Raw genomic sequence first — 19658 nt, 5'->3', positions numbered from 1 at the left:
ATCGGAAATCACACCTGTACGAATCATCTAATCAGCATCAGGCACAACACCACTCACATTAAGCAGACACGCCCTAGCCGGGGGCCGCCACCGCACCGACAACCCCCACAGCAGCACCGTCAGCGCTTCCGCGCCCACAGTCAGCGCCGCGTGCGGCGCGGGTTCCCAGCCTCGCTCCAAAAAGCCGTTCAGCCCAACGGTTCTCGACAACGCGAACGCCACCAGCGAGCCACCCGCCAGGCCCGCGCCGGCCCAGCGCAGCCATGCGGGTCCGCCGAGCAGAACCAGCAGCGCGATGGCGAACGACACGCTGGCCTGGACCAGGAAAGCGGCGCCGATGTCCGGGATGTGCCGGTAGCCATGGACGTACAGGTAGGCGTGGCTGGCGCCGCTCACCACCAACGACGCGGCGAAACCGATGCGGATCGCGAGTCCCATGATAGTCATTGCAGCGCCTGCTCTTTCAACGCCAGGGCGGTCTCGCCCTTGGTGTAACTCACCTCGCGGATGCCGAGCGCGTCGCGAAGCTTTCCGGCCGGCAGGGTGACCGGCTTGGGCGCCGGCCCGTCACCGGGCCGCGGCAGTGGATACGCGGTCGTCGTCCCGCTGTAGAACGTCACGTTGCCCTCCGTCTTGGAAAACAATTGGTGCACATGCCCGTTGAGGCAGGTGACCGACGAGAAGCGGCGCAGGTAGCTGAGTGCCTGGGTCGCGTCGTCGGTGCCCCAGCCCCAGTCGGGGTACATCGCGAACAGCGGGATGTGGCTGAACACGATGATCGGGGTGTCGCTCGACAGCCGCGCGACGTCCTTCTCGACGAACTCCAGCTGGTCGGCACCCAGATGCCCGAGCTTGCGCAGGTTCAAGGTGTTGACCAGTGCGATCACGTGAACGCCTGCGATGTCGAAGCTGTACCAGCCATCACCAACGGACCCCGCGCCGAAGGCGTTTCGGTACTTCTGCCCCGCGTCGTCGACCGAGTCGTGCTCCCCGGGGACGGTGAACACATGAGGCGTCTTCAAGGCGCTCATCATCTGCTTCACCTGGTCGAACTGCGCGGGGCTGGACAGGTGCGTGAGGTCGCCGGTGTGAACGACGAAATCCGGTGTGTAGCCGAGGTTGTTGACCTGGTCGATGGCGTGGCCGAACGTGCCGGCGACGTCCGGGTTGGGCGCCCCGGTGAAGCCGATGTGGCTGTCGCTGACCTGCGCGAACCGCAGGGTGGGCCGGGCGTGCGTGTGCTCGGCCGCCGCCGCGCCGGCGACATGCGAGATCACCTCGCCCCCGACCACGGCGAACCCGACCGCCGCCCCGAACCACGCTGTATGCCGCATCAGCTGGCGGCGGCTCATGGTGTCCGGGTTCATCGGGTCACCACCACGGTCCCGCGCATCATCGGGTGGATCGAGCAGACGTAGTCGAAAGTCCCGGTGTCGGTGAAGGTGTGGGTGAAGGTGGCTCCGGTCCCCATCCCGGGCGAGTGGAACGACCCATCGCTCGCGGCCACCGTGTGCGGCTCTTCATCGCGGTTGGTCCACGTGACCGTGGTGCCTACGGCGACCGTCAACGTGGCGGGCGCGAACGCGAAGCCGTCGATGTTGACCTGGTTGCCGCTGACCGGGGCCGCCGGCGCCGCCGCCGACATGGAGGTCATCGACATGCCGGTGGTCGAGCCGGTGGCCGGCCGTGAGGCCGAGCAACCAGCCAGCAGCGCGGTGGCGGCCAGCGCGACCGCCGAGTGTTTTCGAAGCATCATGCCCAGGAATAGGGCGGGGAGTTACACCGCTCAGGCGGGCTGGTCGGGTCGCGCGGGCGCGAACACCTCGATGACGCCGTCGACCTCACGAACCAACAAGGCCGGCAACGGTTTCGGGGCGATCGGCAGTTGATGGGTGAGCACCTGCCCGCTGGGCGCAAACGACGTCGAGTGGCACGGGCAGCGCAGCGTGTCGTCGGGCGCGTCGAACCAGAGCCGGCACCCTTGGTGGGTGCACACCCCGGATACGGCCTGCGGCTTGCCGTCGACGCGGCGGACGAACCCGCTGATCGAACCGAGGTCGAAGGGATGCATGATGCCGTCCGGAACGTCCGAGCTGGCCCCCACCCGCTGCCAGGCCCCGGCGTTGGGCGTGAGCGGCGCATTGTCGGCGGCGGGGACCCCGCCCGGTTGACCCGTGATGACGGCTCGGTCGACGGACACCGCGGTGACCGCGGCGGCCGCGGCGGCCGATGTGCCCACGATGATCTGCCGGCGGGTGCTGCTGTGCTTCGGCGCCGCCTCTCCTCGCGCGTCGGACATCTGCTCGGCGAGGCGACGATGCAGATCGTCGAGGAATTCCGGCCGCGGGGCATCGCCCCTGCGTCCGGCCGCGCGCAATTCGATCGCGGTGCGCAGCTGCGCCGCCTCGAAGTCGTCGGGAGCAAACGGCCTGGGCCGCCGGCCCCGCAACAGGTCGTCGACGTATCGGCGTAACCCTCGCGCGTTCATGGTGGGCCCCCATCGTTGACCTGCGCCGCCAGTCGCAGCGCGCGATGCTGGAGCACCTTGGCGTTGGCGACGCTGACTCCGAGTTCCGCGGCGGAGTCCTTGATCGAATGCCCTTGCAGGAAACGCAATTCCAGGATCTGCCGGTACCGGTCCGGCAGGTTGTCGAGAACCCGGGCGACACGCTGCGGCGCGGTGCTGATCGCTTCCTCGCTCTCCGGTGGTTGTTCGATGTCGTCGATCGAGGTTATCTCCCGGCCCAGGGTCTCCCGCCAATGCGCGGCCAGCACCGTTCGCGCGGTCACCCGCAGGTATGCGCGCACCTCCCCGACGCTCGCAGTCAGCCGCAGCGGCCGCAGCGCGGCGAGGAAGACCTCGGCGGTGAGGTCCTCGGCGTCGGCCCGGTTGCCGACCCGGGCAAACAGCGTGCGGTATACCCAGGACGCGTTGTCCTGGTAGACGGCTTCCCAGTCGGGATAGCCGGCGTCAAAGCCACCATCGGGCACCGCCCGCAGCGGCCGTTTGACGGGTTCGTTTCGTGCCGCCACGTGCCTCCTCCACCCGATGAATATCGAGTCGGGTTACACCGGGTATGACGGTGCGGCAGGCGAGGTTTGTTCACTGAGCAGCTCGCCGAGTTTGGTGGCGGTGGCCGAGAACACCGACTTGGCGATGCCAAGTATCCGGTCGCGGACCCGGGGCTTCGCCGACGCCGGCGGCAGCAGGTGGCCGATCAGGTGACCGAACAGGTCCAGGCGCGCCGCGGACATCCAGGCGGTCAGGTCCGGGTCGTCGAGCCAGCGCAGCTGATTGGCGTAGTCGGCCAGCGCCAGCCGCAGCCAGTCCAGGTCGGTGTCGGGGTGCGGCAACGGCACGCACAGCCCGTTTCTCACCGCGTCGTCGTGGTAGGCGGCTTCGACGTGGGCGATCAGCGCGGCGCTGAAGATCTGCTGGCATCCGCGCACGCTTTGCAGCGTGATCTGGCTTTCATCGAAAATGATTGCGGCCGGACGCTTTTCGGCGCCGTCGGCGGTGCAGTCGATGTACAGCGCGTCGCCGTCGGATGCCACCGTGCCGCCGTCGAGGACCATCCGGTCCGCGTCGATGCGCAGCAGGTGGCCCATTCGCACTACGTCGCCGATGCGTCGCAGCTGCTCCAATTCGGCGCGGGTGACGGTCGCGCAGCGGTACATGGTCGGTCGCACCGCCGGATCTATCCGCAACAGATTGCCGGATTCCTCGAGCCGCGAGAACAGGTCCTCGACCGACGTGGCGTCACTGATGGCGCGCAGCTGCGCGATGAAGCTGGTTTTGATCCGGTCGGCGAAAAACGACCCGGGCTGCATCGCCGCGCGATCCAGCAGCCAGGAGTCGCGGGGCATGATCCACGTCAGCCGGTCCGGCGCGATGCCCTGGCCCAGCAGCCACAGGCAGGTGTCGATGCCGGTCTTGCCGGCCCCGACGATCACGTAGCGCTCGTGTGCGCCCAGGGTTGGCAGGTCGTTGGGCGGCACGCAGCCGATGCCGGGGGCGACCGCGTACGGCGGCGGGCGCATCGCCGGCACGGTGACGTGCATGTAGGTGGCGTCGACGATGCGGCGCGACACGCTGACGGCGTAGTCGGCGCCGGCGAGCGTGCTGAAGCGGCCTTTACCGTCCTCCTGGCCACGGTATTCGCTCATCGGGAAGTAGGAGACCCGGCCGCTCGCCAACAGCTGCCGGCGCATCACGTGGTCGTAGTAGGCGCACACCTCCCCGGCGGTGGCCAACTCGTAAAGCCCTTGGTTCCAACCAATTTGGTCGATCGAGTCGGCGCCGAGTTTCAGCGAGTTGACGCCGTAGAACGCCGAGGGCTGATGCAGCCGGACGAACGGGTAGGCCATGGTCCAGTGCCCGCCCGGCTGGTGGTAGCGGTCCACCAGCACCACGCGCGCGTCCGTTTCGGACACCAGCGTGTCGACGAACGCCATGCCCATGGCGCCCGCGCCGACCACCAGGTAGTCCGCCTCGATGGTGTGCATACGGGATAAAGGTTAACCCGGCCGGCGCAGCGCTGGTGACGGTTACGCCGCTCGGGCCTCGATCACGCTGAGGGGCGAGGCGGTTTGCACCACCCGTGTCAGCTGGAATCCGGCTTGGCTGAGCAGGTCTCGGTATTCGGCGGCAGTGCGTTCGCGGGCCCCCAAATTGAGCAGCATCTCCAAGTCCACCCATTTGCCCGGGAAGTCACGATCGTGGTCGGGGATGACCAATTCGACCAGCAACACCGTGGCTGCGGGACCGGCTGCCCGGTGAACGTTACGCAGGATCTGCACCGCCAATTCGTCGGGCCAGTCGTGGATGATGTTCTTGAGGATGTAGGCATCACCGCCGTCGGGAACGCTGTCGAAAAATGACCCCTCCGCGATACGCACCCGGTCGGCAACGTTGTGCTCGCGGAACAGGGTTGGGGCGTTCGCGACCACCCGCGGCAGGTCGTAAAGCACGCCCCGCGAAGCCGGCGCCCCCGCCAGGATAGCGGCCAGCAATGGACCGTGTCCGCCGCCCACGTCGACGATTGTGGCGTAGGCCCCGAAGTCGTAGCCGGTGACCACCGGCCCGTCCGTGAGCTGCGAAACGCTCGTCATCGTCTGGTCGAAGAGTTCGGCGAGCTCGGGCTGCCCGGCGAAGTAGTCGAAGCTCTCCTTGCCGCGCAATGCCGGGACGACCGAACGCCCGGTTCGGATCGAGTCCGCCATCAGAGTCCAGCGCTCGCGCTGTTCGGCCAAGCCGTAGAACTGTGCCGCCCAAGTCATCGAGATCGGCGCATCCGAACGCAGCGTGCCGGCAAGGGAATTCAGCTCATAGCGCCCGTCGTGGCGACGGCGGAAGATGCCCTTGCCGATCAGGGCCCGCAGCAGGCGGCGTAGCGCGTCGGCGTCCGCGCCCACCTGCGCGGCCAGCTCCTCGATTGGCAGCGGGCCGCCGGTCAAGGCATCCGCGACACCGAGTTGGGCCGCCACGGTGATCGCCTGCGACGTCCAGGTGGCCACGATCATCTCCATCATCGCCGCGGGTGCGGGGGTCAGCCGCTGGTGCAACCGATACAGGTAGTGGCGCATCCACTCGACAGCGCGGGCCAGCTTAGCGGGTGGCGACTTGGTGGTCGCCGATAACGGTTTAGTCATTGGCATCGACGAGATGGGTGGTCGTCGCGGCCCGGAGGTCTCGGCTGATCTCCGCGGACATCCTGCGGTGACTCACCGAACGCAGAAACGTTGTCAATGCCCAGGTCATGAACCTGCCCGAGATCATCGCCGCCGGCCGCAGTGCGGTCTCGCTGCGGGACACTTGCTGCGTGGTCAACCAGGACACGGCCTTGACCTTGCGTCGCCTGGTGTCCTCGTACCAGCGCAGCGCGCTCGTGAGGTCACGGTGCCCCCGGCGCATGCCATCGGCACCCGTTGCGAAATCCGAAATCGCCTTGCACAACACCATCGTGTCGAGCAGCGCCTGATTGGTCCCCTGCGCAAGCGTGGGCGGCATCGTGTGTGCGGCATCGCCGAGCAACGTGATCGCGCCTCGGCCCGAGCGGGGGATCGGATGCCGAAAATGCGGAAACGGCGAACGGGCCAGATCCTCGTCGGTCAAAGTCGCGAGTACTCGATCGGCCGAGTCGGACCAGCCTTCGAAGTGGGACCGGATCATGTCGATCGGGCAACCCGGCCTGACGAAGTCGGGCGACCACGGCAAGTCGAACCACCACTGCACGTCCGAGCCTCCCGTGGGCCACAGGCCGATGCTGCCGTGCTCGCCGATAATCATCTGTGCGACATGCTTGTCGGTGACGTGGGGAAGGGTGACCAGTCCCTGCCAGCTGCACCAGCCGGTCGGCTCGGCCGGCTGCGCGCCGACGATGCCTCGCACCATCGAATGCAGACCGTCGGCACCGATCAGCAGATCTCCTTCGGCAGACCTGCCGTCTTCAAACTCGAGCGAAACTCCGTCTTCCGTGTCGACGACCCCGGTCGCACGGGCATTGCACCGGATACGTTCGGACGGAAAGCCTTCGAGCAGCCGTTCCAGCAGGACCCGCCGTGGCACCATCCGAACTGGTGCTCCCAGCCGGTCCACGATCGCAGCCAAATCCACGGTGGTGACCGGGCGGCCCGTGGCTGTCACGACCTGCAGGGTGGACAGCGACTGACCCGCACCATCCATATCGACCCCCAGCTGCCCCAGAACGGTCGAGCCATTGGACCAGATGGTTACGGCACCGCCGCCTGCCCGTACATCCGGCCGACGTTCGAAGACGGTGACGTCATGCCCATCACGTAATAATCCGCGGGCGATGGAAATGCCGCCCACACCGGCGCCGACAACGAGAATCCGAAGGGGCCGGGTCGACGTCCCGTCGAGCACCGGCCTCAGCTTCGCAAAATGACCCAACTTCAGTCCTCTGCGTGCCGTTCGTAGGCCCATCGCTCGAGTCGCGCCTGCAGCTGCGTCAGGCCGACTCCTGCGACCGTCATCACCACTGAAAAGCAAAGCGTCAGCATAGGATTCATCTTCAACACCTCCTACTGCTAACACGAGGGGCCGCGACAGGAAGTTCACCCTGGGCGCCGACAATGCCCATCGTGGTTCCCGTCGTTGCTGCGTCGCTCGTTGAAATGCCATGGCACGCGCCTTGGGTCAGCCTTGCGACTTGGCCACGGCGGCCAGCACCGCTTGGGTGGACACGCGACTTCCGACCGTGATCCGAGCGGCGCCGTCAGGGTAGTGGCGGGCTTTCAGCCCGCTGTCGCCGAAAACCTCTCGCCATCCTCGCCCGACAGCTGGCAGGTACACGAAGTTGGCATGCCCGTCGGTGGTGTATACGCCCTTTGCCCGAAGGCGCCGACACAGGTAGTCGCGCTCACCGTTGATTCGCAGAATGCGTTGCCGTAATTGGTCTTCGGCGTCGTAGCACGCCGCCACCGCGACCAGGCTGGTAATGCCCATACCGAAGGGCAATTGCATCCCCCACAGCGTCGTGGACAATTCTGGTGAGGAGAACCCGTACCCGATGCGAAGTCCGGCCAACCCATAGGCCTTCGAGAACGTCCGCAAAATAACGAGATTCGGAAATCGCCGGACTAGGTCGGGCCCGTCGACGCGGTGCTGGGGGGCGGCAAACTCGATATAGGCCTCGTCGAGCAACACGACCGTGTGATCGGGCACCCGCTGCAGGAATCGCTGCACATCAGCGACGGGTTCGACGGTGCCGGTCGGGTTGTGGGGCCGACACAAGACGACGACGCTTGCGTCCGCCGCCGCGTCGGCCATCGCCTCCAGGTCGTGGTGGCCGCGCCTGTCGAGCGGAACGGTCACCGATGTGAGCCGGCCCATCCGGGCGAAGATCGGATACCCGTCGAAAGTCGGCTCGCTGAGCACGATCCGATCACCGGGGCGCGTCACCGCATGCAGGACCTGCATCGCCACCCCGCTGGCACCCGATCCCAAGACCACTTGCTCGTCGCAGACCCCGATATGACCGGCGATCAAGCGGCGCAACCGTTCGGGCAGGAACTCCGGATACCGGTTGGCGACGTCGATCGAGCGGATCAGTGCCGAGCGCACGGCGGGCAGCGGCGGAAACGGATTCTCGTTGAGCGACAACGCGAATGGATCGTTCGCATTCGGCAGCGCATCGAGGATCTCCGCGGTCAGGGGGCTCAGCTCCGGCAGGGCTTGCATCAGCTTCGTCCGCCCCAGCGGATCGCCGCCGCGCCCGCAAAGTCGCCTGCGTGCGCGAAGGCGGCCATCATCACGACGTCGCCGGCCGTAACCTGACCGTCTGATATCGCATGATCCAGGTTGATCGGGATGCCGGCACCGAACAGGTTGCCGCACTCGTCAAAGGTGTCACGATGGCGCGCGCACGGCACGTCGAGCGCTTCGCGCCAGTTGCGCAGGAACACCCGGTTTGGCTGATTGGTGACCAGCAGGTCGATGTCCTTGGAGTCCAGGTTGATCCGGTCACAGACCGCGAGCGCCACCTCGGGAACCTGCCGATTGCCCCGCGCGAGCACCTTGGTGATCTTGGTTTCGGTGAACCCGATGGAAGCCTCACCGGGGCCGGGCTGCCACCACTTGCGGGGCGGGTCGATCGCGAGCGTCATGTCGCCGGCGTATTCGCCGTAGGTGCGGCACTCGATGTCGAGGATCGGTGATCGATCCGACAGCGTCACCAATCCGACGGCGGCGCCGTCACCCGGAACCGAGGCCTGCGCCTTGCGGCGCACCCCGGGCTGGTCGAAGACCTGGCCGGCGGCGTTCTGGGCGATCGCGATGAGCGCGGTACTCCCCTGCCCGGACGCGAGCAGCTGGCGGGCCACTTTGAGACCCAGCACGAACGCGGCGCAGCCGCCGTTGTGCAGATCCAGCACCCAGTTGGGGCGCATGCCCAACCGGTGCGCGATGCCGCCGCCCCCGCCGTAGAACGGCATGTCGGGCATCTGGGCGTGGGTGATCAGCACGTCGACGTTGGCGATGACGTCCTGGCCGTGCCGTTCGATCAGGCCCTGTGCGGCTCGCTCGATCATGTCGGTCGCGGTTTCGTCCGGCCCGACGTGATGGCGGAACTTCGGCGCGCGGAACATCAGGTTGGCCGCCAGGTCGTCCGAACCTGCGAACCGCGCGTAGTAGTCGGCGCCGATGGGTTCGCCGGGCAGATAGGTCGAAACGTCGGTCAGGCTGACGCTGGGTTGTTTCATGACGTACTCATCCAGGCCGGCGTGACGGGCAGCCCGTTACGGTGCCGGTATTCGGCGATTGACTTGAGGTTGTTCAGTTCCAGCCCATGGCCGGCACCGAATATGTCCCAGAAGTCACCCACCCAGCCCGTGCGCTCCGGCGGGGCGGCCTCGGGATACGGGTTGTGGTCGTAGAACGGGTGGCGGCAATTGGTCCACAGCACAACGGAACCGGGCTTGCCGAGCACCACCTGCGCGTCGAAGACCCGCATCAGGTAGATCATCCACAGGTGCTCGCCCTGGTCCCAGGCGCAGTGGTAGTCGACGGTGCGGGCCTGCGCGTTGGCCACCGTGCGCGTGTAGATCTTGGTGTCCGGAAGCAACCGGTCGTAGGCCAGCCACAGCCCGGGCTCCTCAGTCGGGGTGAAGTCACGCAGGGTATAGGTCCACTCCTCGAGGCTGCGCGTGTCGGCCAGGTACTCGAACAGCTCGTCGGGCGGGCAGTCGACGTAGTCGTTGACCGTGCAGTACTGGCCGAAGACCTCGTCGTGGGGGTACACCGACCGCATCTTCGCCATGAACATCGGGGCGGTCTCCTCGAGCGGTGAGGTCTCGATACGGACCACTCCCTCGATCGGTTCGGTGGTGCCGCTGTGGACGGCGATATCGTCAAGCGCTGCTACGGACATGGGATCGGTTCTCCTTCTGCGTTGTGATCTGTTGTTCGACAACATGGTTGGTGGGTTTTCTGTTCAGGAATGCCGCAAATGGCGGGATTTCGTCGGCGGCGCACTCGACGCTGACCACGGACGGACCGTCGACGCCCAGCGCCCGTTCCAGGGCTGCGGGCAGTGCGGCGATGTCGGCCACGTCGACCGAAGACAGCCCGGGGAACATGCTCGCCAGCCCGGCCGCCAGCCGGCTGGGAGCGAACCGGTTGTAGCTGTACAGGTCGTCGTAGAACAGCTGCTCGCGCGTGACGCACATGGCGTGGGCGTTGTTGTTGAACAACACGAAAGTCATCGGAAGCCGGTACTGCACCGCGGTGTGCACCTCCATGCCGTGCATGAAGAATGCACCGTCCCCGGCGATCACCACGGTGCGACCGCGACTGCGTCCGCTGTTGGCACGCCCGAAGGCCATCCCGATACCGGCACCGAAGCTATAGCCCATGCCGCCCATCCCGAGTGCGACCGCGAACCGACCGCCCCGGCGAACGGGCAGGTGATGGATCGCGGCCGCTCCGGTGTTGCCGGCATCGACGACGATGTCGGTTCCGTCCGGCAACAAGCGATCGAGCACGACCATGGCATCGCGGTAGCGCACACCCGCGCCGGCGAAGGGGGGTGGGCTGAGTTCAGTGCCTGCGACGAAATCGGGCACGCGTAGCCCCCTCGGCCGACCCGGCCCGGACAACGCCCGGGTCAGCTGCCGGAGCGACCCTCGCAAATCTTCGGTGTGCACATGCGTGCACGGCAGGTACGGCGCTGCCGAGCCGATGGAGATCGTCCGCACCGCCGCAAGCGCGTCGTCGAGGCCGGTGCGGGCGGTCACCGACAGTCGGGTGCCGACGACCAGGCACACGGCGCAAGCCGTCACCGCGTCGGCCACGCCGGGATGGCCCATCACACCGGTCACACCGAGCGCCGACGACGAACCGGAACCCGGTGTGCCGGCAACATCTTTGGCGTCGGGCACACACGCCACCCGTGCGCGCAGCAGGGCCCGCAGCTCCTCGAGTTCGGCTCGGGCGTCATCACGCGCGACCTGCTCGCCGGCGATGATTGTGACGGGTCCAGTCGCTCGGCGCAGGGCGCGCACGATCGCGTGCGGATCCCCGATCCTTCGCCCCGGGCGCGCGAAGCCATGCCGGTCATTACCGCCGTACCCGTTGATGCCGATCTTCGCTTGCTGAATATCCTTGGGTAGTAACAAAACCGCCGGGCCCCCGGTTCGCGCTGCCGCTATAGCGCTCGGCAACGCCGAAACGATGTCGGCGGGCGTCAGGACCCGCCGGCAAAAGACCGACACCGCCGAAAATAACGCCTCGGCATTCATCGATCCGTTGCGGCCACTGGTGTCTTGAAAGCTGCCCCGACCGTCCATCGTGGTCGCCGGCTGACCCACCAATGCCAACACCGGCACCCTGCTGGCCAATGATTCGCCAAGTCCCGGAATGAGATTGAGTGCACCTCCGCCCGACGTCGCCGCCACCACCCCCAAACCGGCGCCGGCGCGGCTGTACCCGTCGGCCATCGTGGCCGCAGAAAACTCGTGCTTGGCCAACACCGCGGTGATGTCCGAACTGAAATGCGCTGCATCGTAAAGATCTTCGATGTTGGCGCCGTCGACACCGAATATGTAATCGCCGCCGATCCTCGCGAGGTGCTCGACGATATGGTCGACCACTCTGTGTTGCCTGGGCATCTGCTCACCTAACTCGTGTAGCTGCCAGTAACACGAGGCGCGAGTGACTTCAGTTCACCGGGGTTCGACAACTCCCAGTGAACGCTCCAGGAGAACTTGGCCGTCGTCAGCGGAAACCACTTGCACAGAGGCGATTTGATCGACACGTGTAGAACTACTGCCAGCGGGCGATGCCGTATGGCCCGGATTCGCCACCCAGGTTGCCAACCGCGTGTGGCTGCCGTCGCGACCTACCACGACCATCGCTAACGCGTCGTGATGAGCGTTCAGCGGGGCCAGACAGACACAGTTCATCGAGATTGAGGTTCCCCACCGCTGGCTGACGAGCGAGACCGTCGAGGCCAGCTTGTCCGTCCCGACCTGCACCATGGGCTGAACCGACACGCTCGCCTGCGGCGGCATCGGCTCGGATGTCGAGGATTGACCCGCAAGGCCGACGAACACACCGACCGCCAGCACCGTGGCGGCGACGGTCCCGGCCGTCCAACCCACGATGCGTTGCTGGCGCCGCCGCCAGCTCACCTTGGCCAGCAGTGACGGCAGCAAGGCATTAGACGGTGACGGTGTCGCGGCCCGGATGTCGGTCTGGTCGATCGGCGCGATCTCGTAGCGGTCCAGTTGCGACAGCAGGGCCGGCATGCCGTTGAGCTCGCCAACGGCGTTACGACACAACAGGCAGTCGGCCAGGTGTGATTCGAATTCCCGCCGTTCGACGGACGACAGTGATCCCAGCACGTATGCGGCATCCCACATCGCGTACTCGTCATGCCCGGATGAGTCACCGCCGATCGGCGTCCCGGGCCGCCATTGCGGCATCATCGTGTAAGTTCCCTCCTGGGAAAGTTTTGGCGCGTAGGGTATTCCGCTTAGGTATTCGTAGCCGGCGGGCGTTCGGATGGCCGGTAGCATCGGCGATAGGCCGGCAATGCGGGGCTGACTTGCTTGCAGCCCGTTCGGTGCGGCTCTGGAAAATGATTTATGTTGCGGACGACGGTGAACGGCCGGGCCCGTGCCGGGACTTCCGTCCCCCCGATCTGGCTGGAATAGGCACTCCATTCACCTCCTTGCTGGTGAAACGATCGGGGGCCCTGTTTGGTTCACACGTGGCACACCGACCACTGTTAGTTGGGTAGGCCTCAGACGCCGCTCATCCAGCTATGGAATCGACCATCCAGGTCGTAGGCCGAGCGCACCTTGTCGAGGCGCGCCATGTTCGATTCGGTGATGAACCGCGCCGGACGCCGGCACAGATTCTCGTCGGCGAGCGAGCTGCCGGTCGCCAAGTGCGACATCGCTGCCATGTTGGACGCGGCCCAGTCGCGGTACCGGTCATCGTCGGCCGGGTCCTGCCAGATGGTGTAGAGCGCCATGTAGATCTCGTCTTCCAAGCCGTACACCATGTCCGCGCGCTCCGGGGACGTGTTCCAGCCCGTGAAAATGAAGTGTGAGGGGTGCGGTGGCATGGTTTCGATGATTTTGCGGATTCCCGGCAGTAGTTCTTCGGCGGAAGCCGACGTGAACATGTTGTCGGCGATGTAGCGGTAACCCTTCGGGTAGCTGGTCATCACGGCGGTGTACCAATTGGCCAAAGTTGTCGGGGCGTAGGGAAGGTTGACGATAGCTCTATCGACGACCGGGCAAGTGCTAAGCGGGGCAAGGGCTTTCATGGCCTCGTCCTCCGAGTCGGCGAATACCGGCGAGGCGATCGTGATGCCAGGTTGGTCGAGCCCGGCTCCCGGAAAGCTGCGCGCGGTGTGGATCTGCAGTTCGACCCGGTCGTCGATCTCGGAAACGATCGAGCGTCCCCAGGTGAACACCTCGTCGGCGACCTCGATCGGATACATGTACAGGCAGGTGCCCCAGACCGCGGGACGTGGGTGAATTCGCAGTTTGAAGGCGGTGACCACACCGAAGAACCCCGGTCCAGCGCCGCGCGCCGCCCAATACATGTCTGGATGGTTTTCGGGGTCGCAGTAGATCTCTTCGCCGTCGGCGGTGACGACTTGCAGTCCGAGGACGCTCTCGCAAGCCGGTCCGAGCACCGGACTGTTCCAGCCGTATCCGCCCTGCAAAAGATAGCCACCGAGGCAAATACCTTCACAATGGCCGGCAGGAAAGAACAGTCCTTGGGCGTCCAATTCCGCCGCGAAAACACTGGCGACCTTGCCCGGGCCGACGTCTGCCGTCATCCGATCCGTTTCGACGGTGCAGTGGTCGAGGCGGCTCACGTCCAGCAGCAGACCGCCGTCGCGTAGGTGACTGGCGGTCCAGCTGTGCCCGCCCGAACGAACGCCGACATGGTATCCGTTGGTCCGCGCATAACGGATCGCCGCAACCACATCGTCGGTGTCGTGCGCCTGCACGATTACCTCGGGAAAGCGTTCCGGCAGAAGACCGTTCCATACCGTTTCCCGACGGGCCAGTTCGTACCCGTCGGCGCCTCGGAAGAAGGTCTTTTCTGCGGAAAGTAAAATCATTGTGTTCCTTTGCTTTTCGCGCTCGCGATTTCAGCGTGCATCGCCAAGGAGCTGCCCAGATGCTGCGAGACCAGCGGGCGCACAGCCAAACTCCGCACGGAGGGATGGACCAATCCGCGCCAGGTAGGCCGCGATCTCCCGGGCCAGTGGCGTCGCGTTGATGCGGATCGCCCGCAGCGGGCCATTGGGCGGAATGCCGTATCCGATCGCAAACATTCCGTCGCCGACGTGCGAGGCAAAGCCGCCGTGCGGGTTGCCGTGCTCATCGAGGACGCCGAGATGTCCCACCAAGCCGCCGAGATCCGTGCCGAACCCGGTGGCGGCGAGGATCACCTGCGGCGTTACGGACGTGCCGTCGGCAAGGATCACGCCGTCGGATTCGACGGCCTTGACGGCGCCGACGACCTCGACGCGCCCGAGTCGCACGACGTCGATGAGCTCGTCGGCCAGCGTCGGGATGCGGCCTCGTGTTTCCACCGTCGCCTTCAGCCCCAGCGTCGGACGCTGGAAGCCGTAGGCCGACAGGTCGCCCCACATCAGGCGGGTCATCCGCGCGATCAGCGGATCGATCATCCGCGCGGGGACTCTCGAGGACAGCTCAAGAAAGATATCCGACGGAAGCGGTCCCATGGCCCGCCGCACGAGGTGCGGCGGTGTGCGCACCGCAAGCCAGATCCGCCGCGCGCCGTCGTTAGCGAGCTGAACAGCGATGTCGGCGGCCGAATTGCCTGCACCGACGACGAGGACGTCGCGGCCGCGGTAGGGCCACGCGTTGGTGAAGCCGCCGGAATGAACGATCTCGCCGTTGAACTGACTGAGTCCCGGCCATGCGGGGATGCTGGGTGCACCGTAGTTGCCCGTCGCGAGGACGATTGCCGGGGTTCGGATTTCACCCGACGACGTGTCGAGTTGCCAGACTCCTCCGGCACGGTCGATGCGGTGGACTTCACATCCGAGCATGATCGCGATGTTCTGGCGCGCGACGTAGTTATCGAAATAGCGGACCATGTCCTCCTTGGTCGGCCAGCGTCCCGCGGTCCAGGGAATCCGTTGTCCGGGAAGGTGCGACAAGAACCCTGTCGTGTTGAGGCGGAAGTTGTCATAGCGCGTGCGCCACGAAATCGCCGGCGCCGCCGCGCGGTCGACGACGAGCGCTTTGATGCCATGTTGATGATCGAGTTGGCGTGCGACAGCCAGACCCGCGGGCCCCGCGCCGATGACAACCGCGTCGGGGCGGACCCGGGTCTGCGTCGTCATCCGCGCTTCTCCTGTCGTGATACTCGGGTGCCACGGACCTCGGGCCCCCAGCACTGACACGATCCGGAACCGCCTGCGGTTCATGAGGGCGGATCGGAACGGCCGCACCATCGGCGGTCCGTGGGCCCGGGTTCTCAACAACTTGCGAATCCCCGTCCACATTTACTAGGATATCCAAGTATTCGCGGATCAACGACACTCGAGGGCACCATGACCACACAGATCCCCCACTTCATCGATGGGCAGCGCACCGCCGGCCGGTCCACCCGCACCGCCGACGTCTTCAACCCCAGCACCGGCGAGGTGCAGGCGAAGGTCCCGATGGCCGGCAAGGCCGACATCGACGCCGCGGTGGCCTCGGCCGTCGAGGCCCAGAAGGGTTGGGCGGCATGGAACCCGCAGCGGCGCGCCCGCGTGCTAATGCGCTTCGTCGACCTGGTCAACGACCACATGGACGAGCTCGCCGAGCTGCTGTCCCTCGAGCACGGCAAGACGGTGGCCGACGCGCGGGGCGACGTCCAGCGCGGGATCGAGGTCATCGAGTTCTCCATCGGGATTCCGCACCTACTCAAGGGCGAGTACACCGAGGGCGCCGGCCCGGGCATCGATGTCTACTCGTTGCGCCAGCCCCTGGGCGTGGTCGCCGGCATCACCCCGTTCAACTTCCCGGCCATGATCCCGCTGTGGAAGGCCGGACCGGCCCTGGCGTGCGGCAACGCGTTCGTCCTCAAGCCCAGCGAGCGTGACCCGTCGGTTCCGGTGCGGCTGGCCGAACTCTTCCTCGAGGCCGGCCTCCCGCCCGGCGTCTTCCAGGTGGTGCACGGCGACAAGGAAGCGGTCGACGCGATCCTGGAACACCCCGACATCCAGGCGGTGGGTTTCGTCGGCAGCTCCGACATCGCCCAGTACATCTACTCGACGGCCGCGGCCAACGGCAAGCGGTCGCAGTGCTTCGGCGGCGCCAAGAACCACATGATCGTGATGCCCGACGCGGACCTCGACCAAGCCATCGACGCGCTGATCGGCGCCGGGTACGGCAGCGCCGGCGAACGATGCATGGCGATCAGCGTCGCGGTGCCAGTCGGCGAGCGGACCGCGGAACGGTTGCGCGCCAGGCTCATTGACCGGATCAACAACCTGCGCGTCGGGCACAGCCTGGACCCGAAGGCCGACTACGGCCCGTTGGTCACCGAGGCCGCGCTGGCCCGGGTGCGCGGTTACATCGACCAGGGTGTGGCCGCCGGTGCCGAAATCGTGATCGACGGCCGCGAACGCGGCAGCGACGACCTGACATTCGACGACGCCAGCCTCGAAGGCGGATTCTTCATCGGCCCAACGTTGTTCGACCACGTCACCCCGGACATGTCGATCTACACCGACGAGATCTTCGGGCCGGTGCTGTGCATCGTGCGCGCCCACGATTACGAAGAGGCGTTGCGGTTGCCGTCGGAGCACGAGTACGGCAACGGCGTGGCGGTGTTCACCCGCGACGGCGACGCCGCCCGCGACTTCGTCTCCCGGGTGCAGGTGGGCATGATCGGTGTGAACGTGCCGATCCCGGTCCCGGTGGCCTACCACACGTTCGGGGGCTGGAAGCGCTCCGGCTTCGGCGACCTCAACCAGCACGGCCCGGCGTCGATCCAGTTCTACACCAAGGTCAAGACCGTCACGTCGCGGTGGCCGTCCGGCATCAAAGATGGCGCCGAGTTCGTCATCCCCACAATGGATTAGGGCCCCATGTTTACCCTGAACGACGACGAACGGGTGATCACCGAGACGGCCGCCGCGTTCGCCGCCAAACGCTTGGCCCCGCACGCCCTGGAATGGGACGCCGCCAAGCACTTTCCGACCGACGTGTTGCGCGAGTCCGCCGAGCTCGGCATGGCGGCGATCTACTGCCGCGAGGACGTCGGCGGCAGCGGGCTGCGCCGGCTCGACGGGGTCCGCATCTTCGAGCAGCTGGCCATCGCCGACCCGGTCACAGCCGCATTCCTGTCCATCCACAACATGTGCGCGTGGATGATCGACTCGTTCGGCACCGCCGAACAGCGCAAGGCCTGGGTACCGCGGCTGGCATCGATGGACGTCATCGCCAGCTACTGCCTCACCGAGCCGGGCGCCGGGTCGGACGCCAGCGCGTTGAGCACCCGGGCCGTCCGGGAGGGCGGCGACTTTGTGCTCGACGGCGTCAAGCAGTTCATCTCCGGTGCCGGGGCCTCGGACGTCTACGTGGTGATGGCCAGGACCGGCGGTCAGGGCCCGCGCGGCATCTCGGCCTTTGTCGTCGAAAAAGGCGCCGCGGGACTGAGTTTCGGGGCGCTGGAAGATAAGATGGGCTGGCATGCCCAGCCCACCGCGCAGGTGATCCTGGAGGGCGTGCGGGTGCCCGCCGACGCCATGTTGGGCGGGGCCGATGGCGAGGGCGCCGGGTTCGGCATCGCGATGAACGGCCTCAACGGCGGCCGGCTCAACATCGCGGCATGCTCGTTGGGCGGCGCGCAATCCGCCTTCGACAAGGCGGGCGCCTATGTGCGGGAGCGCGAGGCGTTCGGCAAGTCCTTGCTCGACGAGCCCACGATCAGGTTCACCCTGGCCGACATGGCCACCGGGCTGGAAACGTCGCGAATGATGTTGTGGCGGGCGGCCGATGCGCTGGACAACGATGACCCCGACAAGGTCGAGCTGTGCGCGATGGCCAAGCGCTACGTCACCGACACCTGCTTCGAGGTGGCCGACAAGGCCCTGCAGCTACACGGCGGCTACGGCTATCTGCGTGAGTACGGTCTGGAGAAGATCGTTCGCGACCTGCGGGTGCACCGAATCCTGGAAGGGACCAACGAGATCATGCGGGTGGTCATCGGCCGGGCCGAGGCCGCGCGAGTGCGTGCGAGCGCGTAGAAAGGCGACCATGACGAGCATCGCTTTTCTCGGTCTGGGCAACATGGGCGGGCCGATGTCGGCGAATTTGGTGGCGGCCGGCCACACCGTGCGCGGGTTCGACCCGGTGCCCGCGGCCGTCGCCGCCGCGGCCGGCAACGGGGTCACCACGTTCGACAGCGCGACCGACGCGGTGGCCGGGGCCGACGTGGTGATCACCATGCTGCCCAACGGCGACCTGGTGAAGCGTTGCTACGCCGACATTCTGCCGGCCGCCAAGGCCGGCGCGCTGTTCATCGACAGCTCGACGATCTCGGTCAACGACGCCCGCGAGGTGCACGCGCTCGCGGAATCGCACGGGGTTTCCCAGCTGGACGCACCGGTCTCCGGTGGGGTGAAGGGCGCAGTCGCCGGGACGCTGGCGTTCATGGTCGGCGGCGACGACGCCGCCCTGGAGCGCGCCCGGCCGGTGCTGGAACCCATGGCGGGCAAGGTCATTCACTGCGGCGCGGCCGGGGCCGGGCAGGCCGCCAAAGTGTGCAACAACATGGTGCTGGCGGTGCAGCAGATCGCCATCGGCGAGGCGTTCGTCCTGGCCGAGAATCTCGGACTGTCGGCGCAGTCTCTCTTCGACGTCATCACCGGCGCGACGGGCAACTGCTGGGCCGTGCACACCAACTGCCCGGTGCCGGGCCCGGTGCCGACATCGCCGGCCAACAACGACTTCAAGCCGGGTTTTGCCACCGCGCTGATGAACAAGGACCTGGGCCTGGCCATGGACGCGGTGACCTCCACCGGGTCGGCGGCGCCGCTGGGCAGGCACGCCGCCGAGATCTACGCCAAGTTCGCGGCCGACCACGCCGACAAGGACTTCAGCGCGGTGATCGAAATGCTGCGGGAGAGCTGACGCTAGAAGTCGCCAGCGTCGTGGCGCAGCGTCTCGATCGATGAAACCAGAGCCTGCGCTTCGGTTTCGGACATCCCGATATCGGCGAACACCTGCTCGTTGAGCGTGATCGTGGCGTCCTCGACGGTCGAGCGGCCCAAATCGGTGATCTGCACCAGCGTGGTGCGCCCGTCGGTGGGGTGCGGCACCCGCTGCACCAGTCCGTCGGCCTCCAGCCGGCGGATCGCGTGGGTCACGCTGGTGACGTGGACCTGCAGCCGGTCGGAGGCCTTGGTGATCGGCAGCGCGCCGGTCCGGCTGAAAGCCAGCAGCCGCAGCAACTCGTAGCGGGAGAAACTCAGGTCGTAGGGACGCAGGGCGGTCTCGACGCGGGCCAGCAGGATCTGATGCGCACGCATCACCGACGTCACCGCGACCATGCCCTGCGCCACGTCGGTCCAACCGGAGCGTTCCCAGTTGTCGCGCGCCGCGGCGATCGGGTCACGCTTCGGCGGTCGTGAGGCAGCCACGGC

At 66.6% G+C, this 19658-nt stretch carries 18 protein-coding genes and 1 pseudogene; 3 read left to right on the top strand and 16 right to left on the bottom strand.

Going from position 1 to position 19658, the window contains the following annotated elements; translation table 11 throughout:
* Positions 1 to 27: 27 nt before the first annotated feature.
* From AWC17_RS02785 to AWC17_RS02715, 15 genes are all read right to left on the bottom strand, one after another.
* Positions 28 to 447: a hypothetical protein gene (locus AWC17_RS02785; protein ID WP_308292909.1), complete on the bottom strand. Its 420-nt coding sequence runs from the start codon at positions 445 to 447 to the stop codon at positions 28 to 30.
* Positions 444 to 1367, bottom strand: a complete 924-nt coding sequence (locus AWC17_RS02780; protein ID WP_046182351.1) for a metallophosphoesterase family protein — start codon at positions 1365 to 1367, stop codon at positions 444 to 446. The genes AWC17_RS02785 and AWC17_RS02780 overlap by 4 nt, the downstream gene beginning before the upstream one ends.
* Positions 1364 to 1756, bottom strand: a complete 393-nt coding sequence (locus AWC17_RS02775) for a cupredoxin domain-containing protein (RefSeq protein ID WP_046182352.1) — start codon at positions 1754 to 1756, stop codon at positions 1364 to 1366. Before AWC17_RS02775 ends, AWC17_RS02780 begins: the two co-directional genes overlap by 4 nt.
* A 30-nt stretch (positions 1757 to 1786) precedes the next feature.
* Complete coding sequence (locus tag AWC17_RS02770) at positions 1787 to 2488, bottom strand: QcrA and Rieske domain-containing protein (protein ID WP_046182353.1); 702 nt, start codon at positions 2486 to 2488, stop codon at positions 1787 to 1789.
* Positions 2485 to 3033, bottom strand: a complete 549-nt coding sequence (locus AWC17_RS02765; protein WP_046182354.1) for an RNA polymerase sigma factor — start codon at positions 3031 to 3033, stop codon at positions 2485 to 2487. Before AWC17_RS02765 ends, AWC17_RS02770 begins: the two co-directional genes overlap by 4 nt.
* Before the next feature lie 33 nt (positions 3034 to 3066).
* A complete protein-coding gene (locus AWC17_RS02760; RefSeq protein WP_046182355.1) occupies positions 3067 to 4506 on the bottom strand; it encodes an NAD(P)-binding protein in 1440 nt (479 codons plus the stop codon).
* A gap of 42 nt (positions 4507 to 4548) precedes the next feature.
* Positions 4549 to 5652, bottom strand: a complete 1104-nt coding sequence (locus tag AWC17_RS02755) for a methyltransferase (protein ID WP_046182356.1) — start codon at positions 5650 to 5652, stop codon at positions 4549 to 4551.
* On the bottom strand, positions 5645 to 6853 hold the full coding sequence (locus AWC17_RS02750) for an FAD-dependent oxidoreductase (protein ID WP_046182371.1): 1209 nt from the start codon (positions 6851 to 6853) through the stop codon (positions 5645 to 5647). The genes AWC17_RS02755 and AWC17_RS02750 overlap by 8 nt, the downstream gene beginning before the upstream one ends.
* Before the next feature lie 306 nt (positions 6854 to 7159).
* The gene (locus AWC17_RS02745) at positions 7160 to 8203 is read right to left on the bottom strand and encodes a pyridoxal phosphate-dependent aminotransferase (RefSeq protein ID WP_046182357.1); all 1044 of its coding nucleotides are present in this window, start codon (positions 8201 to 8203) and stop codon (positions 7160 to 7162) included.
* Entirely contained in the window at positions 8203 to 9222 is a 1020-nt protein-coding gene (locus tag AWC17_RS02740) for a 3-oxoacyl-ACP synthase III family protein (RefSeq protein WP_046182358.1), read from the bottom strand. The genes AWC17_RS02745 and AWC17_RS02740 overlap by 1 nt, the downstream gene beginning before the upstream one ends.
* Positions 9219 to 9890: a hypothetical protein gene (locus tag AWC17_RS02735; RefSeq protein WP_046182359.1), complete on the bottom strand. Its 672-nt coding sequence runs from the start codon at positions 9888 to 9890 to the stop codon at positions 9219 to 9221. The genes AWC17_RS02740 and AWC17_RS02735 overlap by 4 nt, the downstream gene beginning before the upstream one ends.
* The gene (locus AWC17_RS02730) at positions 9871 to 11628 is read right to left on the bottom strand and encodes a thiamine pyrophosphate-binding protein (RefSeq protein ID WP_046182360.1); all 1758 of its coding nucleotides are present in this window, start codon (positions 11626 to 11628) and stop codon (positions 9871 to 9873) included. Before AWC17_RS02730 ends, AWC17_RS02735 begins: the two co-directional genes overlap by 20 nt.
* 54 nt (positions 11629 to 11682) lie before the next feature.
* Positions 11683 to 12447, bottom strand: coding sequence for a hypothetical protein (locus tag AWC17_RS02725; RefSeq protein ID WP_372517373.1), 765 nt, complete (start codon positions 12445 to 12447; stop codon positions 11683 to 11685).
* A 317-nt stretch (positions 12448 to 12764) separates the two neighbouring features.
* Complete coding sequence (locus AWC17_RS02720) at positions 12765 to 14105, bottom strand: FAD-binding oxidoreductase (RefSeq protein WP_046182361.1); 1341 nt, start codon at positions 14103 to 14105, stop codon at positions 12765 to 12767.
* Between the two features lie 30 nt (positions 14106 to 14135).
* Entirely contained in the window at positions 14136 to 15362 is a 1227-nt protein-coding gene (locus AWC17_RS02715) for a flavin-containing monooxygenase (protein WP_082122870.1), read from the bottom strand.
* Positions 15363 to 15572: 210 nt separating this feature from the next.
* Between AWC17_RS02715 and AWC17_RS02710 the strand changes: the two genes are divergently transcribed.
* The 3 genes and pseudogenes from AWC17_RS02710 to mmsB all read left to right on the top strand — a co-directional run bounded on the left by AWC17_RS02710 (position 15573) and on the right by mmsB (position 19249).
* Positions 15573 to 17093, top strand: a complete 1521-nt coding sequence (locus tag AWC17_RS02710) for a CoA-acylating methylmalonate-semialdehyde dehydrogenase (RefSeq protein ID WP_046182362.1) — start codon at positions 15573 to 15575, stop codon at positions 17091 to 17093.
* A gap of 6 nt (positions 17094 to 17099) precedes the next feature.
* Positions 17100 to 18260, top strand: a complete 1161-nt coding sequence (locus AWC17_RS02705) for an isobutyryl-CoA dehydrogenase (RefSeq protein ID WP_046182363.1) — start codon at positions 17100 to 17102, stop codon at positions 18258 to 18260.
* Between the two features lie 10 nt (positions 18261 to 18270).
* Positions 18271 to 19249: pseudogene (mmsB, locus tag AWC17_RS02700) on the top strand (3-hydroxyisobutyrate dehydrogenase).
* On the opposite strand, the gene AWC17_RS02695 reads toward mmsB, so the two are convergent.
* Positions 19149 to 19655, bottom strand: a complete 507-nt coding sequence (locus tag AWC17_RS02695) for a MarR family winged helix-turn-helix transcriptional regulator (RefSeq protein ID WP_046182375.1) — start codon at positions 19653 to 19655, stop codon at positions 19149 to 19151. The pseudogene mmsB and the gene AWC17_RS02695 sit on opposite strands and share 101 nt — an antisense overlap.
* Positions 19656 to 19658: the final 3 nt, after the last annotated feature.

The organism is Mycobacterium nebraskense (assembly GCF_002102255.1).
GTDB lineage: Bacteria > Actinomycetota > Actinomycetes > Mycobacteriales > Mycobacteriaceae > Mycobacterium > Mycobacterium nebraskense.
Note: the sequence above shows the minus strand (reverse complement) of the source record. Positions and strands in the feature narration are given on the sequence as shown.

Bases quoted from the DNA above. Each gene is read 5' to 3' on its own strand.
- AWC17_RS02785 (WP_308292909.1), bottom strand. From the start codon at position 447: ATGACTATCATGGGACTCGCGATCCGCATCGGTTTCGCCGCGTCGTTG.
- AWC17_RS02780 (WP_046182351.1), bottom strand. From the start codon at position 1,367: ATGAACCCGGACACCATGAGCCGCCGCCAGCTGATGCGGCATACAGCG.
- AWC17_RS02775 (WP_046182352.1), bottom strand. From the start codon at position 1,756: ATGATGCTTCGAAAACACTCGGCGGTCGCGCTGGCCGCCACCGCGCTG.
- AWC17_RS02770 (WP_046182353.1), bottom strand. From the start codon at position 2,488: ATGAACGCGCGAGGGTTACGCCGATACGTCGACGACCTGTTGCGGGGC.
- AWC17_RS02760 (WP_046182355.1), bottom strand. From the start codon at position 4,506: ATGCACACCATCGAGGCGGACTACCTGGTGGTCGGCGCGGGCGCCATG.
- AWC17_RS02755 (WP_046182356.1), bottom strand. From the start codon at position 5,652: ATGACTAAACCGTTATCGGCGACCACCAAGTCGCCACCCGCTAAGCTG.
- AWC17_RS02745 (WP_046182357.1), bottom strand. From the start codon at position 8,203: ATGCAAGCCCTGCCGGAGCTGAGCCCCCTGACCGCGGAGATCCTCGAT.
- AWC17_RS02740 (WP_046182358.1), bottom strand. From the start codon at position 9,222: ATGAAACAACCCAGCGTCAGCCTGACCGACGTTTCGACCTATCTGCCC.
- AWC17_RS02735 (WP_046182359.1), bottom strand. From the start codon at position 9,890: ATGTCCGTAGCAGCGCTTGACGATATCGCCGTCCACAGCGGCACCACC.
- AWC17_RS02730 (WP_046182360.1), bottom strand. From the start codon at position 11,628: ATGCCCAGGCAACACAGAGTGGTCGACCATATCGTCGAGCACCTCGCG.
- AWC17_RS02725 (WP_372517373.1), bottom strand. From the start codon at position 12,447: ATGATGCCGCAATGGCGGCCCGGGACGCCGATCGGCGGTGACTCATCC.
- AWC17_RS02720 (WP_046182361.1), bottom strand. From the start codon at position 14,105: ATGATTTTACTTTCCGCAGAAAAGACCTTCTTCCGAGGCGCCGACGGG.
- AWC17_RS02715 (WP_082122870.1), bottom strand. From the start codon at position 15,362: ATGACGACGCAGACCCGGGTCCGCCCCGACGCGGTTGTCATCGGCGCG.
- AWC17_RS02710 (WP_046182362.1), top strand. From the start codon at position 15,573: ATGACCACACAGATCCCCCACTTCATCGATGGGCAGCGCACCGCCGGC.
- AWC17_RS02705 (WP_046182363.1), top strand. From the start codon at position 17,100: ATGTTTACCCTGAACGACGACGAACGGGTGATCACCGAGACGGCCGCC.